At 62.8% G+C, this 15,235-nt stretch carries 17 protein-coding genes; 9 read left to right on the forward strand and 8 right to left on the reverse strand.

Going from position 1 to position 15,235, the window contains the following annotated elements:
* Together GWP04_09460 and GWP04_09465 are read left to right on the forward strand one after the other, a co-directional pair.
* A partial coding sequence (locus GWP04_09460; protein NIA25778.1) for an RtcB family protein occupies nt 1-555 on the forward strand: 555 nt, incomplete at its 5' end.
* Nucleotides 556-630: 75 nt separating this feature from the next.
* Nucleotides 631-1,179, forward strand: coding sequence for an isochorismatase family protein (locus tag GWP04_09465; protein ID NIA25779.1), 549 nt, complete (start codon nt 631-633; stop codon nt 1,177-1,179).
* A gap of 9 nt (nt 1,180-1,188) precedes the next feature.
* On the opposite strand, the gene GWP04_09470 is transcribed toward GWP04_09465, so the two are convergent.
* From GWP04_09470 to GWP04_09505, 8 genes are all read right to left on the reverse strand, one after another.
* Nucleotides 1,189-1,599, reverse strand: a complete 411-nt coding sequence (locus tag GWP04_09470) for a MerR family transcriptional regulator (GenBank protein ID NIA25780.1) — start codon at nt 1,597-1,599, stop codon at nt 1,189-1,191.
* A 3-nt stretch (nt 1,600-1,602) separates the two neighbouring features.
* The gene (gene dnaJ, locus GWP04_09475) at nt 1,603-2,733 is read right to left on the reverse strand and encodes a molecular chaperone DnaJ (GenBank protein NIA25781.1); all 1,131 of its coding nucleotides are present in this window, start codon (nt 2,731-2,733) and stop codon (nt 1,603-1,605) included.
* On the reverse strand, nt 2,723-3,292 hold the full coding sequence (gene grpE, locus GWP04_09480) for a nucleotide exchange factor GrpE (protein NIA25782.1): 570 nt from the start codon (nt 3,290-3,292) through the stop codon (nt 2,723-2,725). Before grpE ends, dnaJ begins: the two co-directional genes overlap by 11 nt.
* The gene (gene dnaK, locus GWP04_09485) at nt 3,292-5,130 is read right to left on the reverse strand and encodes a molecular chaperone DnaK (GenBank protein NIA25783.1); all 1,839 of its coding nucleotides are present in this window, start codon (nt 5,128-5,130) and stop codon (nt 3,292-3,294) included. Before dnaK ends, grpE begins: the two co-directional genes overlap by 1 nt.
* Nucleotides 5,131-5,277: 147 nt before the next feature.
* Nucleotides 5,278-6,336, reverse strand: a complete 1,059-nt coding sequence (locus GWP04_09490) for an ABC transporter permease (GenBank protein ID NIA25784.1) — start codon at nt 6,334-6,336, stop codon at nt 5,278-5,280.
* Nucleotides 6,333-7,364, reverse strand: a complete 1,032-nt coding sequence (locus GWP04_09495; GenBank protein ID NIA25785.1) for an ABC transporter permease — start codon at nt 7,362-7,364, stop codon at nt 6,333-6,335. The genes GWP04_09490 and GWP04_09495 overlap by 4 nt, the downstream gene beginning before the upstream one ends.
* Before the next feature lie 47 nt (nt 7,365-7,411).
* Nucleotides 7,412-8,275: an ATP-binding cassette domain-containing protein gene (locus GWP04_09500; GenBank protein ID NIA25786.1), complete on the reverse strand. Its 864-nt coding sequence runs from the start codon at nt 8,273-8,275 to the stop codon at nt 7,412-7,414.
* A complete protein-coding gene (locus tag GWP04_09505) occupies nt 8,272-8,742 on the reverse strand; it encodes a MarR family transcriptional regulator (protein NIA25787.1) in 471 nt (156 codons plus the stop codon). Before GWP04_09505 ends, GWP04_09500 begins: the two co-directional genes overlap by 4 nt.
* Nucleotides 8,743-8,796: 54 nt before the next feature.
* Here GWP04_09505 and GWP04_09510 point away from each other — a divergent pair, with 54 nt between their 5' ends.
* The 7 genes from GWP04_09510 to GWP04_09540 all read left to right on the forward strand — a co-directional run.
* Nucleotides 8,797-9,198, forward strand: a complete 402-nt coding sequence (locus tag GWP04_09510) for a TIGR03667 family PPOX class F420-dependent oxidoreductase (GenBank protein NIA25788.1) — start codon at nt 8,797-8,799, stop codon at nt 9,196-9,198.
* Nucleotides 9,199-9,334: 136 nt separating this feature from the next.
* Entirely contained in the window at nt 9,335-10,192 is an 858-nt protein-coding gene (locus GWP04_09515; protein ID NIA25789.1) for a DUF4129 domain-containing protein, read from the forward strand.
* Entirely contained in the window at nt 10,189-10,680 is a 492-nt protein-coding gene (locus tag GWP04_09520; GenBank protein ID NIA25790.1) for a hypothetical protein, read from the forward strand. The genes GWP04_09515 and GWP04_09520 overlap by 4 nt, the downstream gene beginning before the upstream one ends.
* 10 nt (nt 10,681-10,690) lie before the next feature.
* A complete protein-coding gene (locus GWP04_09525) occupies nt 10,691-11,659 on the forward strand; it encodes an AAA domain-containing protein (protein ID NIA25791.1) in 969 nt (322 codons plus the stop codon).
* On the forward strand, nt 11,656-12,954 hold the full coding sequence (locus GWP04_09530) for a DUF58 domain-containing protein (protein ID NIA25792.1): 1,299 nt from the start codon (nt 11,656-11,658) through the stop codon (nt 12,952-12,954). The genes GWP04_09525 and GWP04_09530 overlap by 4 nt, the downstream gene beginning before the upstream one ends.
* On the forward strand, nt 12,941-13,501 hold the full coding sequence (locus GWP04_09535) for a hypothetical protein (protein ID NIA25793.1): 561 nt from the start codon (nt 12,941-12,943) through the stop codon (nt 13,499-13,501). Before GWP04_09530 ends, GWP04_09535 begins: the two co-directional genes overlap by 14 nt.
* A 202-nt stretch (nt 13,502-13,703) precedes the next feature.
* Nucleotides 13,704-15,235 (forward strand): hypothetical protein (locus GWP04_09540; protein NIA25794.1); only part of this gene is annotated, 1,532 nt, incomplete at its 3' end.

Below are 15,235 nucleotides of genomic sequence, written 5' to 3' on the forward strand. Positions count from 1 at the left end.
AACCGGCACGTACTGGCTCATGAAGCCCGTCGGGCGTTTGCTCGAGCGTTCTCCACGACCGTGGAAGGTACCGGCATGCGGCTCGTGTTCGACGTTGCCCACAATCTCGCCAAGATCGAGGAGCATGTCGTCGAGGGTTCGAACCGGCGCCTGTGCGTTCATCGCAAGGGGGCGACACGTGCCTTTGGACCGGGACATCCTGAGCTCCCGGAGGACCTTCGCGCGGTCGGCCAGCCTGTGCTTGTTCCGGGGTCCATGGGAACGGCATCGTGGGTACTCGCCGGTGTTGAGCACAACCCGGCGTTCTTTTCGGCAGCGCATGGCGCCGGCCGGATGATGAGTCGCAAGAAGGCCAAGCAGCGCGGGTCGGGAGCGGACGTCAAGCGCGCACTCGAACAAAAGGGGATTTCGGTGCGCCCGGGTTCTTTGGCGCTCCTGTCCGAGGAGGCGCCCTACGCCTACAAGGATGTGGACATGGTCGTCGATGTTTGCGAGGAGGTCGCTCTGGCCCGCAAGGTGGCGCGGCTGCGACCGCTCGGCGTCGTCAAGGGGTAGGGGAGCCGCCTCCCTGGTCGGCGTCCTATCCGCCGATTTTCGAAATACCAGGTACCGAATACCAGGTATCCTCGAATCGTGTTCGAGAACACGGCCCTCATTGTGATTGATGTTCAGCAGGGATTCGACGATCCCGGGTTTGGGCGTCGCAGTAATCCCGACTGCGAACGCAACGTTGCCGCGCTGATCGATGTCTGGCGATCGAACGGCCGGCCACTTGTCTTCGTTCGGCATGACTCCGCAAAGGAAGGGTCCCCGCTCGCGCCGGGGACCGCCGGGAATGCTTTCAAAGACGCCGTTTCCGGCAACGCGGATCTGCTCGTGGCCAAGTCCGTACACTCTGCGTTCTATGGACGGCCGGATCTCGATTCATGGCTGCAGGACCAGGAGATCGAGAGCGTGGCCATCTGCGGCATCCAGACCAACGTGTGCTGCGAGACAACTGCCCGTATGGCTTCGGATCTCGGATACGACGTGCTGTTCGTGGCCGACGCGACCTCCACGTTCGGCTCGTGCGGGCCAGATGGGGACGTGGTCTCGGCGGAGGAACTCACAAGGGCCACGTGTGCGAGCCTCGAGGGTGAATTCGCGACGGTGGTGAACACCGCGTATCTCGTCTCGTAACCGGCCCGGCTACTCGAACAGATCTCGGAGTTTCCTGCGAATGTCCGGGTGGAGATGGCGGCGGAGAACGATGTCGCGCCGGTAGCTACGGTGTACCTCCGCAACTTGACGGCCGGTCTGTTCGATGGCTTCGTTCAAGGCAGCCTTGATCGATTCCAGATCGCTCTCGAGACGCTCGATCCGCTCTCGGAGTTCGAGAACCTGCTTCACCCCTTCCAGGTTCAGGCCCTGGTCGGTGAGGCTCTGGATCAGGGCGAGACGTTCGATGTCTTCTTGTGAGTACCGGCGTGTACCGCCCGGGGTTCGATACGGCTCGATCAGGCCTCGGCGTTCATAGATGCGCAGCGTCTGGGGGTGCACGCCTGCGAGTTCCGCCGCCACCGAGATCACGTAGACCGCCTGATCCTTGCGTTTCGTCATGGCTTATACCCCGAGGCCTTCGCGAGGATTGACCCCCGCCTCGAATTCTTCCGCGAATTGCTGGAGCATCTTCTTGGCTTCCCTCGGTAGTTTGGTGGGGACCACGACCTCAACGGTGACCAGCAGATCGCCAGGGCGTCCCTTCTTCTTGTTGACACCGCGTCCACGGACCCGGAAGGTGCGCCCGCTCGAGGTTCCGGCAGGGACTTTGAGACGCACCGGCCCATTCAGGGTCGGGACCTGGATCTCGGTTCCGAGCGCAGCCTCGGTGAACGTGATGGGCACTTTGATCATCAGGTTGTCTCCTGAGCGCCGAAACAGCTTGTGTCTCGCCACGTGTACTTTCACGAGCAAATCGCCGGGAGGCCCACCGTTCTTTCCAGGAGCACCCTTGCCCTTGAGGCGGACGATCGCACCGTTCTTGACCCCTGCCGGGATCTTGACCTTGATCGTGCGGGTGCGCATCGTTGTCCCGGTGCCGTGGCAAGTGTGGCACGGAGTCCTCACCGTCGTCCCGGTACCGCCGCACGTTGGGCATGGCCTGGTTGTGGAGAAGAAACCTTGACTCTGGGCAACTACGCCCTTCCCTCGGCATGTCGCGCACGTTTCTACCGGAGTGCCTGGCTCGGCCCCACTGCCTCGGCATGTCCGGCACACCGTCTCGCCCTTGACCGACACCGTTGTCGTGACGCCGCGAATGGCATCTTCGAAGGACAGATGGAGTTCGGTGCTGATGTCGGCTCCTCGCTGCGGGCCGGAGCGCCGACTCGTGGCACCACCGAATCCGAAGAGATCTCCGAGGTCTCCCCCGAAGAGATCTCCGAGGTCCTCGAACCGAATCCTCTGGCCGGCTGTCTGGCCGCCGGGGCCGCTCTGGAATCCGCGGAACCCACCGGACTCGACCATCCGCCGCACCTCGTCGTACTCCTTTCGCTGCTCCTCGTTGGAGAGCGTCGCATACGCCTCTGAGACGTCCTTGAACTTCTCTTCGGCTTTTGCGTCGTTCGGGTTCGCGTCGGGGTGGTACTGCTGGGCGAGCTTTCGGTAGGCGCGCTTGATCTCCTTGGCGTCAGCGTTCTTCGAGACGCCGAGGACCTTGTAGAAATCCTTGTCGACCCAGTCCCTATTCATGATCCACTGCAACGAGGGCTGCGCGGATCACGCGACCATGCAACGTGTAGCCGCGGCGCATCTCTTTCGTGACCACCAGCGTCCCTTCGTCCTCCGGAGGGGCGCTGGCAGCTTCGTGAAGCTCGGGGTCGAAGGGCATTCCGACCGACGGGATCGGCTCCAAGCCTTCGCGGCGGAGGATGTCCAGCAGCAGACTGCGGGTGCTGCGGATTCCATCGAGGAGTTTCTCGTCGGCCGGTGAGCTCGGCTCGGCGGCAAGGGCGGCATCGAGCGAGTCCAGCACCGGCAGGAGATTCCTGGTGACCCGTTCTGCCGCCCGCTCGATGTTCTGTGCCTGTTCGCGCAGCATCCGCTTTCGGTAGTTGTCGAAATCGGCCGCAAGGCGCTGCAGATCGTCGAGGTACGAGCCTGCCTCCTGTCGAAGTGCCGCCACGGTCCGCAGGAGGACCTGGATTGCCTGGGACGGGTCCTCAGGCAGTTCCAGTCCCAGATCGCGCGGGTCTATGACCTCTTCTTCCGGCAGGATCTCTGCGGGTTCGACGGCTTCTGGTTCTTCGGCCATCAGGATTCTTCACCTTCGTCGATGATCTCAGCTTCGACGATGTCTTCGTCGGAGGCCACCTCATCACTCTCGACCGTCGTCTGCTGGGCCTGCTCGGCCTGCTGCTGGTACAGGCGCTGTGCGAGAGACTGCGAAGCCGTTACGACGGCATCCATCTTCGCCCGGAGGTCTTCGGTCGATGCGTTCTCGTCGTTGAGTGCCGTTCGCAGCTCGTCGAGCGCAGACGTGATCGCCGTCTTCTCCTCGTCGGTGAGCTGCTCCGCCTGCTCGGTGAGCAGCTTGTCCGTCTGATGTGCCAGCTGGTCTGCCTGGTTGCGCGTCTCGGCCGCCTCGCGAAGCTTGCGGTCCTCTTCGGCGTACCGTTCGGCATCATGAACCATGCGATCGATGTCTTGCTGCGCGAGAGCGGTCCCGCCGGTGATCGTCATGGCCTGCTCCTTGCCGGTTCCGAGGTCTTTCGCCGAAACGTGAACGATTCCGTTCGCGTCGATGTCGAAAGTCACCTCGATCTGGGGGATTCCCATCGGAGCTGGCGGGATTCCCGTCAGGCGAAACTTGCCCAGGCTCTTGTTCGCGGCAGCCATCTGGCGCTCGCCCTGCAGCACATGAATCTCCACCTCCGGCTGGTTGTCCTCGGCGGTCGTGAAGATCTCGGACCGACGGGTCGGGATCGTGGTGTTGCGCTCGATCATCTTGGTGGCGATACCACCCTTGGTCTCGATTGACAGGGTGAGGGGCGTTACGTCGAGCAGGAGGATGTCCTTGACATCTCCGGTGAGCACGCCGGCCTGGATGGCGGCGCCGGCAGCGACTACCTCGTCCGGGTTGACACCCTTGTGGGGTTCCTTGCCACCAGTGAGATCACGGACCAGTTCCTGGACGGCAGGCATCCGGGTGGACCCACCGACCAAGACGACGTCATTGATCGCGGACACGGAGATACCGGCGTCCTTGATGGCCTGGTCGAATGGAGCCTTGCACTTCTCCAGCAGGTGCTCGGTCATCTTCTGAAACGCCGATCGGGAGAGCTTGACCTGCATGTGGAGAGGGCCTTCGGCGGTCGCCGTGATGAACGGGAGGTTGATCTCGGTTTCGGCGACCTGCGACAACTCGATCTTCGCCTTCTCGGCCGCTTCTTTCAGGCGCTGGACCGCCATGCGGTCTGCCGACAGGTCGACGCCGTGCTCGTTCTTGAACTCTTTGACGAGCCAGTCGACGATCGCCTGGTCCCAGTCGTCACCGCCAAGCTGCGTGTTGCCCGCCGTGGACTTCACCTCGAAGACGCCGTCACCGATCTCCAGGACGGAGACGTCAAACGTGCCGCCGCCGAGGTCGAACACCAGGATCGTGTGATCGTGCTCCTTGTCGAGACCGTAGGCAAGCGAAGAGGCGGTCGGCTCGTTGATGATGCGCTGCACGTCGAGGCCTGCGATCTGTCCTGCCTCTTTTGTGGCCTGCCGCTGGGCATCGTTGAAGTATGCCGGGACGGTGATCACAGCCTGAGTGACAGGCTCTCCGAGGTACGCCTCGGCGTCACGCTTGAGCTTCATCAAGATGCGCGCGGAGATCTCTTGGGGCGTGTACGTCTTGCCTTCGATCTCGATCTTCCAGTTCGGATCGCCCATATGTCTCTTCACGGAGTGGATCGTGCGATCCGGGTTGGTGATCGCCTGCCGCTTGGCGACTTCTCCGACCATCACCTCACCGTCTTTGAACGCGACGACCGACGGGGTGGTACGGGCGCCTTCCGCGTTCGGGATGATGGTGGGCTCGCCGCCTTCGAGAGTGGCGATCACGCTGTTTGTGGTACCGAGGTCGATACCGACTGCCTTGGCCATGGGGAACTCCTTGATTGTGTCAGATTTAGTGTGTCACAAGTGTATAACCTGAGTGACCCGTTGTCATATTTCATCTTTGTCATTTGAACCCAGGGTTCGTAGGTACCCTGAGGGTACCCCTGAGCCCTGGGTTCAAATGAGGTGGGGTTACGCGGAGACGGCGAGGCGCTCCTCGAGCCGGTGGCCGAGCACCTTGACGATCGGGACGAGTGCCACGCAGATGGCCACGCCGATGGCCAACGTTCCCCAGACGTCACCGAAGCGGGCACCTTCGACGGCGATCTTGAAGATCGGATCGAGAAAGTAAAACGTCGGCCCGAGGTGCGCGATCCACTGTGGCAGGCTCGGAAAGATCGGGAAGATCACGGGGAAGATGAGCAAGATCCCCGCCGACTTGAACAGGGTGAACAGGACGTTCGAGTCCTTGGACACCGACCCAAGGATGAGGCCGATCTCGGCCACCATCACGCCGGCAACCGCGAGAGCGGCCAGCATTGCCCCGGGGTGCCCGCCCCAGGCGGAGTTCAGGAACAGGGTGAACATGCCTGTCGCGATCGCCAGCACAAACCCGAACAAGCCCTTGGCGGCCAGCACCTCTGTCATCCGAGCCGGTGTGGCCATCACGGCCTCGAGCGTGCGGTTCTCCCGTTCCTGGACGATGCTCATCGCAGGAATGAACGAGCCGCCAATGATGACCGCGTAGATCATCACGAGCGGCAGGAGACGGATGACGAGGTCGTGTCCCTGCTCGCCGAGCGAGATCACCTGCACGTCGACAGGGGCCGGAGCGCCCGCGATCCCCCGGATGAGATCGAGCGCGGTCACTTCGAGGATGATGCGGTTCGACGCCAGGCTCTCCCCTGAGATGAACAAGTGCAGCTCTGGCATCGTGCCCGTCTTGACGTCGGTATCGAAACCGGGTTGGAGGACGAGTCCTGCGTCGAGGTCATTTGCCTCGACCATGCGTTTGAGCTCCTCCACCGAATCCAGGACGGTCACCTCGATCCCATCGAGTTGCTGGACTTGAGCTGTGATGATCGAGTTCCCTTCATCGACCACACCGAGCCGGGGTTGTGACTGGAACAAGGTCCCGAACACACCTCGAACGAGCAAGGTCATCAGCACGGGCAAGACGATCGCGTAGAGCAGCAGCGGCGATCTGGGTCCGACTTGGAGCTCACGTCGGAACAGGGCAAGGAGTCTCATAGCATCTCGACTTTCCGCTTGAGGGCGAAGAGACCGGCGCCGAAGGCGACGGCACACCAGGCGAGGGTCATCGCGAAGAAGGGAGCGGTCTCACTCCATCCGGCTCCATAGGAGGTAGCACGCACGATGGCTTCCGTCATGCCGTAGGAAGGCAGCATCTGGATCCAGGTGGCTGCCGTGCCGGGGAACAACGCCGCTCCGGCGGGAATCATCATCGGGATCATGAGGAACATGCTCCAGAAGAGGATCTCGATGAAGTCCTTGCCGGTCGCTCCTGCGAGTAGAGCGAAGCCGGTCACGAGGAACGCTCCGAGGAGGAGCGCGACCACGAGCACGAGCGGTCGGCCGGCGAAGGACCGGATCGCGGCCATCAGGAGGGCGACCTCGGCGAAGGCAAGCCCGGTGCCGAGCAGTGTTTTTGCCGCGAGGAAGTCTGACATTCGGGCCGGCGTGGCGAGTACGGCCGTGACCGTTCTGGAGCGTATTTCCTGGGCAATGAGCGCGGCAAGGGCGAACATCTCCATCATGAGGGCGAAGATGGCCAACAGCGGCCGCATCCGTTCCTGCATCGAGACCTGGTCACCTACCCGGTCTGGACCGAGGACCACATCCTCCTCTGCCGCCACCGACACCGGCGGCTGATTGCCGGCGACCAGGAACGCGAGTTCGCGAACCATGCTGCGCATCGCATCACGAATCTCCGGGGGCGTGTCGGCCGGAACGAACACCTTCACGGTGGTCTGACGGCCGGCCGCGACGGAGCTGAGGAAGTCGTCGGGGAAGTCGATTCCGGCGGCCAGTTTGTTCTGCTTCTCCTCGACGGCCGTCTGCAACGCCTCCGAGGTCTCGAAGCTCGTCAAGGCGAGTCCCTCCTGGTCGCCAAGTTGGGCGAGGAGCGTCTCGATCCCGGTTCCGTGGACTCCGAGACGGATCGTCTCGTCGACCGTGCTCGGTAGCGCCCAGAACAGCGCTATGTAGGAGAGGAGGCCGAGAACGGTGATGAACACGAAGAAGCGATTCCTGCTCATTTGAACCACGTCCTTGCGGACGATCGCCCAAATGATGCGCCCCCGGTTCATACCACGAGCCGCCTGCCGGCAAAGTGAATGAAGATGTCTTCCAACGTGGCCTCTTCCGTGTGGATCGTGAGGAGGTCGCGCTGGGCAAGTGCCCGGCGGATCCGTTCGTCGGCATCCTGATCGTCGAGCGGAATGACGGTCTCGACCACTTCGCCGTCTTTCCTGGCTCTGATCTTGACGGAACGCCGGCCGTAGATCTGCTTGAGATTCTCCGGCGCGTCGGTGACCAAGACGTGGCCCTCATCGATGAAAGCGACTCGATCGGACAGTCTGTCGGCCTCTGCCATGTCGTGGGTCGTCAGCAACACAGCTGCTCCGCGGAGCGACTCTTGTTCGATCACCTGGCGAATCGACTGCGACGAGACCGGATCGAGGCCGTCGGTCGGCTCGTCGAGAAACAGGACATCGGGAGTGTTGATCAGTGCCCTGGCAATCATGAGGCGCTGTTTCATCCCTTTGGAGAACTCTGCGACTCGATCGTCCGCACGATCGGCGAGGTCGACTCTGCGCAGCAGCGGGTCGGGATCGAGGTTGGCGATTCCGAAGAGCCGACCGAAGAAGATCAGGTTCTCCTTGGCCGACATGTTGCCGTAGAGATTCTTCTCTTCGAACGCCACGCCGATACGGGCCTGAATCTGCGTTGCCTGTGCAGGCATGCTCATGCCGAGAATGGTGATGGTGCCCGACAACGGCTTCAGCTGGCCCGTGAGCATCTTGATGGTTGTGGACTTGCCGGCGCCATTCGGGCCCAGGAACCCGAGGGTCTCTCCCGGTGCGACCGTGAAGCTGACGTCGTCGACGGCGAGTTGCCCGTCGTACGAGTAGCTGATCCCTTCGACCTGGATGGCCGGTTCACTCATGTGGTCTCCTTTTTCCAGCGCTCCATGAGCGCAGGCCACTCCCGTTCCCAGAACAGAAAGGCATCACGCATCTCCACCAGGCGATTCTCTCGGTCCGTATCGTCGCCAATTACGGCAATGCCGTGTTCCGCCAGCCGCCGCAGGTTGGTGATCTCCCCTCCGCGACGCTCGATGATCCTCTGCCACGCTCCGGGTGCGACGCGGTGGTACATCTCGCGAGAGCCCGGCTTTCGGTATCGGTTGACAAGCCCCACCTGCTCGAGGAGACGGCTCATCGTGCTGATGGAGCTCTTCGAGGCGCCGAGTGCCTCCATGAGGCCGCTGGTGGACTGGCCGGGTGGATCGCACACCATCAGCCATCCAATCAGACGCCCCGCCATCCGGGGGAGGCCGCTGGACGCGTAGTAGGAACCGAAGGCCTCGACGAGCCGGGCAGTGTCCGAGTTCTCGTCGCTTAGGGGCATCATCGTTCCGAACGTTCAGGAATAACTGAACACTAGCGGGTTGGTAGCGTGGTGGTGATGCAAATGCCGAAAGCAGCGGAGCTCCGTCTCCAACAAGAACTGATCGTCTGGTTGACCACGGTCACGGCGACCGGGCGACCGCAGACGTCCCCGGTGTGGTTCTTGTGGGAGGGGGATGAGTTCCTCATCTACAGCCTCGCCGACACGGCACGGGTTCGGAACCTCCGGGCCAACCCGCATGTCGCTCTCAACTTCGATGGCGACGGTGTGGGCGGTGCAGTCGTGACCTTCGAGGGCGTCGCCCGCGTCGTTGCCGATGCCCCGCCGGCCTGCGCCGTAGCCGAGTATGTAGAGAAGTACCGCGACGAGATGACCCGTCACGGGTGGACGCCGGAGGAGTTCTCGCGTCGGTATCCGGTGGCGATCCGGATCACACCTCAGCGGGTTCGGTCCTGGTGACGGAACCGGGGTCCGGCCTTCTCGATGTTCCGCGGTCGGTCCGAACAGTTCGTCCGGGATCGTGATTCCCTCTACGGCCGACACTTCCGGCGGACGATCTTGATCCACGGTCCGCGAGCGTCGGTAGCCTAAGACTGTGAACAAGCTGGAACCGACTCCCCGCTGGGTCGTCGTGGTACTCAGTCTGGCTCTGCTGGCGCTCCTTGCCGTCGTGGCGATCGGCGCACGGCGAATTCCCAGCCCGACCGGTGATTCGCAATTGCCGCTCGACTCGCGATTGATCGGACAGATCGTCACGGGTGTCGCATGGCTGCTGATGGCCGCGTTGATGATCTGGCTCGTGCTCCCGGGCGGAGTGCGGAGAAAACGAAGGCCGCCTCCGAAGCGGAGATCGTGGCTGGCGTCTGTCCTGGCACTGATAGCGCTGTTGATCGTATTCATGCAGCTGGGAGAGCTGAACCCGGATCTCACGGAGAAGCAGGTATCGACGATCACGGGCCTTCCTGAAGTGCGGAACACGACTGTGGTGTCGATGGAACCGCGCTCGGCGTTGCCCGCCGGCTCGTCCACAACACTTCTGATCGTGATGGCCGCAGTGGTGTTGGCAGTCGTGGCGCTTTCCGCAATCGGCCGGGAAAGGAACGACGAGTCCGACAAGGAGCTTGTTGAAGAGCCCGCGTTCCCCGGCGTCGTCGATGATCTTCTTGCCGAACTGGAACACTCCGGCGACCCGAGAGCCGTTGTGATCGGTGCATATGCCCGAATGGAGCAGGCGCTCGGAAAGGACGGTGTGGCGCGCCGCAGTACTGAAGCACCGCTGGAGTTCCTCGACCGGGCACTTCGCCAGCTGCATGTGAGCGCGTGCGCAGCCAAGCGCCTGACCAGTCTGTTTGCGGAAGCACGTTTCAGCCCGCATGTGATCGATGAGAGCATGTCGGCCGAGGCAATCGACGCTCTGCGTGAAATACGTGATGAACTGAGGGCCAAGGCATGAGACGAGTTGTCGTGACGACTCTGGTGGTGGCGCTGGTTGCCACAGGCATCCTGTTCTGGTTCTCGGGCTTCATGGAGGTAGCCGCCTACGAGGTGCTGCTGGGCGCCGTTGCCGTCGCTGCCCTTGTTGCGCTGCGTGCCGCGGCACCCACATCTCGAGCGGTGATTGGATCGCCGACGCGCCGGCGTGCCGTTCCTCCGCAACTCGAACGGCTGGAGCGGATCGTCCGATTCGGAACAAGTACGGCCATCGACGCCGATCGCCGGCTGTACCGGGTCTTGCGCCAGCAGGCGCGCGAGCTGCTGCTCAGCCGGTACGGAGTGGATCTCGACACTGAGCCAGAGGAGGCGAGGCGGCTGTTGGGTGATGACGCATGGGAACACATCCGTCCCGATCGGCCCGTTCCCAAGGATCGTCTCGGGCCGGGCGCCGAGTTGTCGGAAGTGGATGCGGTCGTCGGTGCGATCGAGCATCTCATTGGTCAGTAGGCTGCGGCTGATGAGCGAACTCGATGTGCAGCAGGTTGCCACGTTGGCCGAGCGTGTTCTCGACGAGGTCGAACTGGCAGTGATCGGGAAGCGGGGCGCTCTCGAGATGATGCTGCTGTCGATTCTGTCCGACGGACACATCTTGATCGAGGACTTTCCAGGACTTGCGAAGACGCTGATGGCTCGTTCGTTCGCTCAGGTCACGGATCTGGCATTCAACCGCGTGCAGTTCACCCCTGACCTGATGCCGATGGATGTGACCGGGTCCATGGTGCTGGGTGCTTCACGAGAACTCGAGTTCCGCCGGGGACCTGTGTTTACGAATCTGCTGCTCGCCGACGAGGTGAACCGGGCACCGGCCAAGACACAGGCGGCGTTGCTGGAGGCGATGCAGGAGCGTCAGGTGACGGTGGACGGGGTGACTCATCTGCTCGATCGGCCCTTCATCGTCGTGGCGACTCAGAATCCGATCGAGTATGAGGGCACTTATCCGCTGCCGGAGGCGCAACTGGACCGCTTTCTGATGCGACTCTCCGTCGGATATCCGGAGCCGGAAGACGAATGGCGGATCCTGGAGGACCGTATGGAGCGGCGGTCCGACGACATACGGCTCGACGTCGTCATCGATGGTCCGACACTGCGAGGGATGCAGCGTGCAGTCGAGCGTGTCCACGTTTCCGAGCCTGTCGGCAAGTACATCGTGGAACTCGTCAGATCGACGCGGACACGAAGGAGGGCACAGGTCGGAGCGAGCCCGCGCGGATCATTGGCGGTGATGAAGCTGTCCCGGGCGAGAGCAGCGGTCGACGGGCGCGACTTCGTCACACCCGATGACGTCAAACACGTCGCCATCCCTGCGCTTGCACACCGCATCATCTTGCGCCCCGAACTTTGGGTTCAGGACGTCCGGGGGGAGGACGTTGTCAAAGAGTGTCTCGACACCGTTCCCACCCCTCCGTCCGTACCGCGCGACGAATGACCCGACTGGTCTCTCCTCGCTTCCGCAGCTATGCGGTGCTGGGAGTCGTGGCATTGATCGGAGGTCTGGCATCGGGCAGACCTGAGCTCGTGGCCCTATCTGCGCCATTCATTCTGCTGGTCGGACTCGGCCTGCTGGAAACTTTCGATCTTTCCCCGGGGGTCGAGGCTCGATTCGACCGAGATCGCGCCTTGGAGGGTGAGGATGTTCACCTTGGCATCACCATCACTTCACGTGCCGTTCGCTCATTGGAGGTTTCGTGCGACTTGCCGATCGGGCTCTCGATTGCGCCAGACCAGGAGAACCCGGCGCTCACCGTCGTTGGTGAGAATCGTGTGGCGTTCCACCACGAGGGTGGCACGGCCGACCTCGATGTGTGCCTGTCCTGCGATCGGTGGGGCGCCTACCGTCCGGCCTGGATTCGATTGCGAAGCCGGCAGGGCCTCACTCAATTCGTCCATGTTGGCGTGTTCCCCGTTGATCTCGAACTGCGGGTCTACCCAAGGACCGATGTGCTTCGTCGCCTCTTGAGACCGGTGGAGACACAACTCGGCTTCGGTGATCTGGTGTCGGGGAGGAAGGGGGAGGGGCTCGAGTTCGCCGATCTCCGACCGTTCAGTCCTGGTGACGACCCTCGCCGCATCAACTGGAGAGTCAGTGCTGCCGGGCGAGGCACCTGGGTCAACGATCGACATCCGGAACGCAACAGCGATGTGGTGTTGATCGTCGACACACTCGCCAGTGCTCGGCGAGGGGTAGGCATCGTGCTGGATCTGGCGGTGCGGGCGGCGGCGGCGATCGCGGCCGGACACCTGGGTCGCCACGATCGAGTCGGATTGATCTCGTTCGGGGAGCCCATTCGGTGGATTCAGGCGGGCATGGGTGATGTCCAGCGCTATCGCATACTCGACACGCTGATGGAGAGCCATGTCCGCAGGCAACTGCTCTGGCGAGGCGTGCGAGTCGTCCCCCCAGGTGCTCTGCCGGCGAAGGCGCTCGTCGTCGGGCTCACTCCACTGCTGGACGATCGGGTGATCGAGGCCTTCGGCGAGCTTCGCGGAAGAGGCTTTGATGTGACCATCATCGAGATTCCTCCCGAACCGTTCCTGGCCCAAGCCGAGAAACCGCCCGATCGTGTGGCGCGCCGTATCTGGAAGCTCGAACGCGAAGCGACACGAAGTCGCTTCGAGCGTCACGGCATCGCCGTCGTGCAGTGGGACCCGAGCGAACCCCTGCAGCAGGCGCTCGTGAATGCGCAGAGCTACCGAAGGAGCCGTCGCCGTGCGCGAGCGTGAATCCATGGTGTTGAAGAGGATCGACACACACTGGACTGTCCGCCGGGACGTGGCGACGGCCCTGCTGGGAGGGTTCGCCGTGCTGCTCACCGGTGTCATCGGTGTGGTTGGTGCCACGGGACTTCCTCCGCTTCGAGTTGCGGCGTTTGTGGCAATGGTGGTGCTGGCTCTCGGACTGACCGCCGGTGCGTTGTGGCCGATCACCGGTGTCGTGGTGCTGCTGGTCATCGAGTGGGCCGTTGGGCTGGCCGTAGGGTCGGTCGCGTCCGAATGGATTCCACACCTTGCCGTCGGGCTGTATCTCTTGGTCGAGTCGGGAGTCACGGTGCTCGAGCGAAGAGGCGTCGTGGAGGCGCCGGGCGAGCCGGTGTTGGGCAGGATTGCTGGTGTTCTCGTCACGTCGCTCGTCGTGTGGACGGTGGCGGCACTCGTCGTCCAGCTGGGCAGATTCGACGTATCCGCCGGAGCGTTGACCCAGATCGCAGGTACGACAGCTGCGGCGGCGGTGGTCGCGACGCTCAGCTGGCTGCTACGAAAGAGGATGTGAGCCGGAAGGGGGATCTTGTCCGCAGCGGGAAGGGCGGGGACGGGGGCTGAACCCCGACTCCCGGCAGGCGGCCGGCCATCCTTCGCTGTCAGTTGCGGGAGAGGTGCGTCGAGATGGAGAACGCAGTGCACGGCGCACCGCCTGAGATTCGTGCCATGTATCGCTCGGCGGGTCCGCAGGGCGAGCGGTATCCTCCTACGTCATGCAAGTTTCTCGCCACGGTCGCGGAACCCGAGGAGCCGTTGCGGCGTTTTGGTCTGCGATCCTTCCCGGTCTCGGGCAGCTCTACGCGGGGCGCCGGCGGCGGGGTTGGGCGATGCTCACGCTCACATTCGCGTTGGTGATCGGAGCCGGGGTTCTTGCCTCCGCAGGATTGTCGACGCTGCTGAAGGCGCTTGTTCAGCCCGACGTTCTCGTCGGCATCTTCATTGGCAACATCGTGCTCTGTGCGCTGCGGGTGGTCGCTGCGGTCGATGCGTACCGTCTCGGATCCAGGGTTGCGGGAAGCTCGCTTCGGCCTGAATCCGCCGGGCTGTTCATCGTCCTTGCAGCAGTGCTCCTGGTTACTCCCCACGCGTATCTGGCGTACGCGGACGTGATTGCGCATCGAACGATCAGCTCCGTGTTCGAGACGGCGTCTTCGACTGTGACGAGCGCGAAGACGGGTGAATCGTCGACGACGGTCGCAGGGGGCAATGTGACTTCTGCGACCAGCACGGCGACTTCGTCGACGACGACCACGACGGCCGTCCCCCTCTGGGCAGGCCTGGGGAGGTTGAACATTCTGCTGCTCGGCGGTGACGCCGGAGTGGGGAGGACCGGGATACGCACCGATACGATGATGGTGGTGAGCATCGATCCCGAAACAGGGGATTCGGCGATCCTGCAAGTGCCACGCAACTTCGCGCAGATGCCACTGCCGCCGAGTCTGCACATCAACGAGTGCAACTGCTTCTCCGACATTGCCAACGCGATCTATCAGTTCGGAGAGCAACATCCGGAGTTCTATCCCGACGCAGCCGATCCTGGAGCGGCGCTGATCATGGCATCGTTCCAGCAGCTGATGGACATCCCGATCCACTACTACGCGCTCGTCGACCTGGAGGGATTCGTCGACATGGTGAACGCCGTTGGGGGCGTCTCGATCTACGTTTCCGAGCGGGTGTACGACCAGAACTACCCCCACGAGGACGGAACGACCGAAGTGATCGACATCCAGCCGGGCGAGTACCACATGGATGGCCATTTGGCGCTCGCATATGCACGATCCCGGCACGGCTCCGACGACTACAACAGGATGGGTCGGCAGCGTTGTGTTCTCGAAGCGATGTTGAAGCAGGCCAATCCGGTCACGATGGCATTGAGGATCGGGCCAATCGCCGAAGCGATCTCCAGCTACGTCAGAACGGACATTCCGATCGACCAACTTCCCAATCTGGTCGACCTGCTGCCGAAACTCGACTCGGACCGGATCGTCAGCATTCGGTTCATGCCGCCGGCCTACGTCGCCGGGTACACACAGGATCGGTACTCGATTCCGGATGTCGACAAGATCAGGGAGACGGTATCCCTCGTGATGAGTGTCCCTGCAGAGGAGGCGATCGCTGCACTCGAACTGGAGCCGCTGTCGTCGACCTGTGACAAGCCGGAGCCTACGACCACGACGACCACGACGACGACCCAACCCACGACGACGACCCAACCCACGACGACGACCCAACCCACGACGACGAC

It is taken from the genome of Gammaproteobacteria bacterium (assembly GCA_011682695.1).
Taxonomy (GTDB): Bacteria; Actinomycetota; Acidimicrobiia; order Spongiisociales; family UBA4744; genus BMS3Bbin01.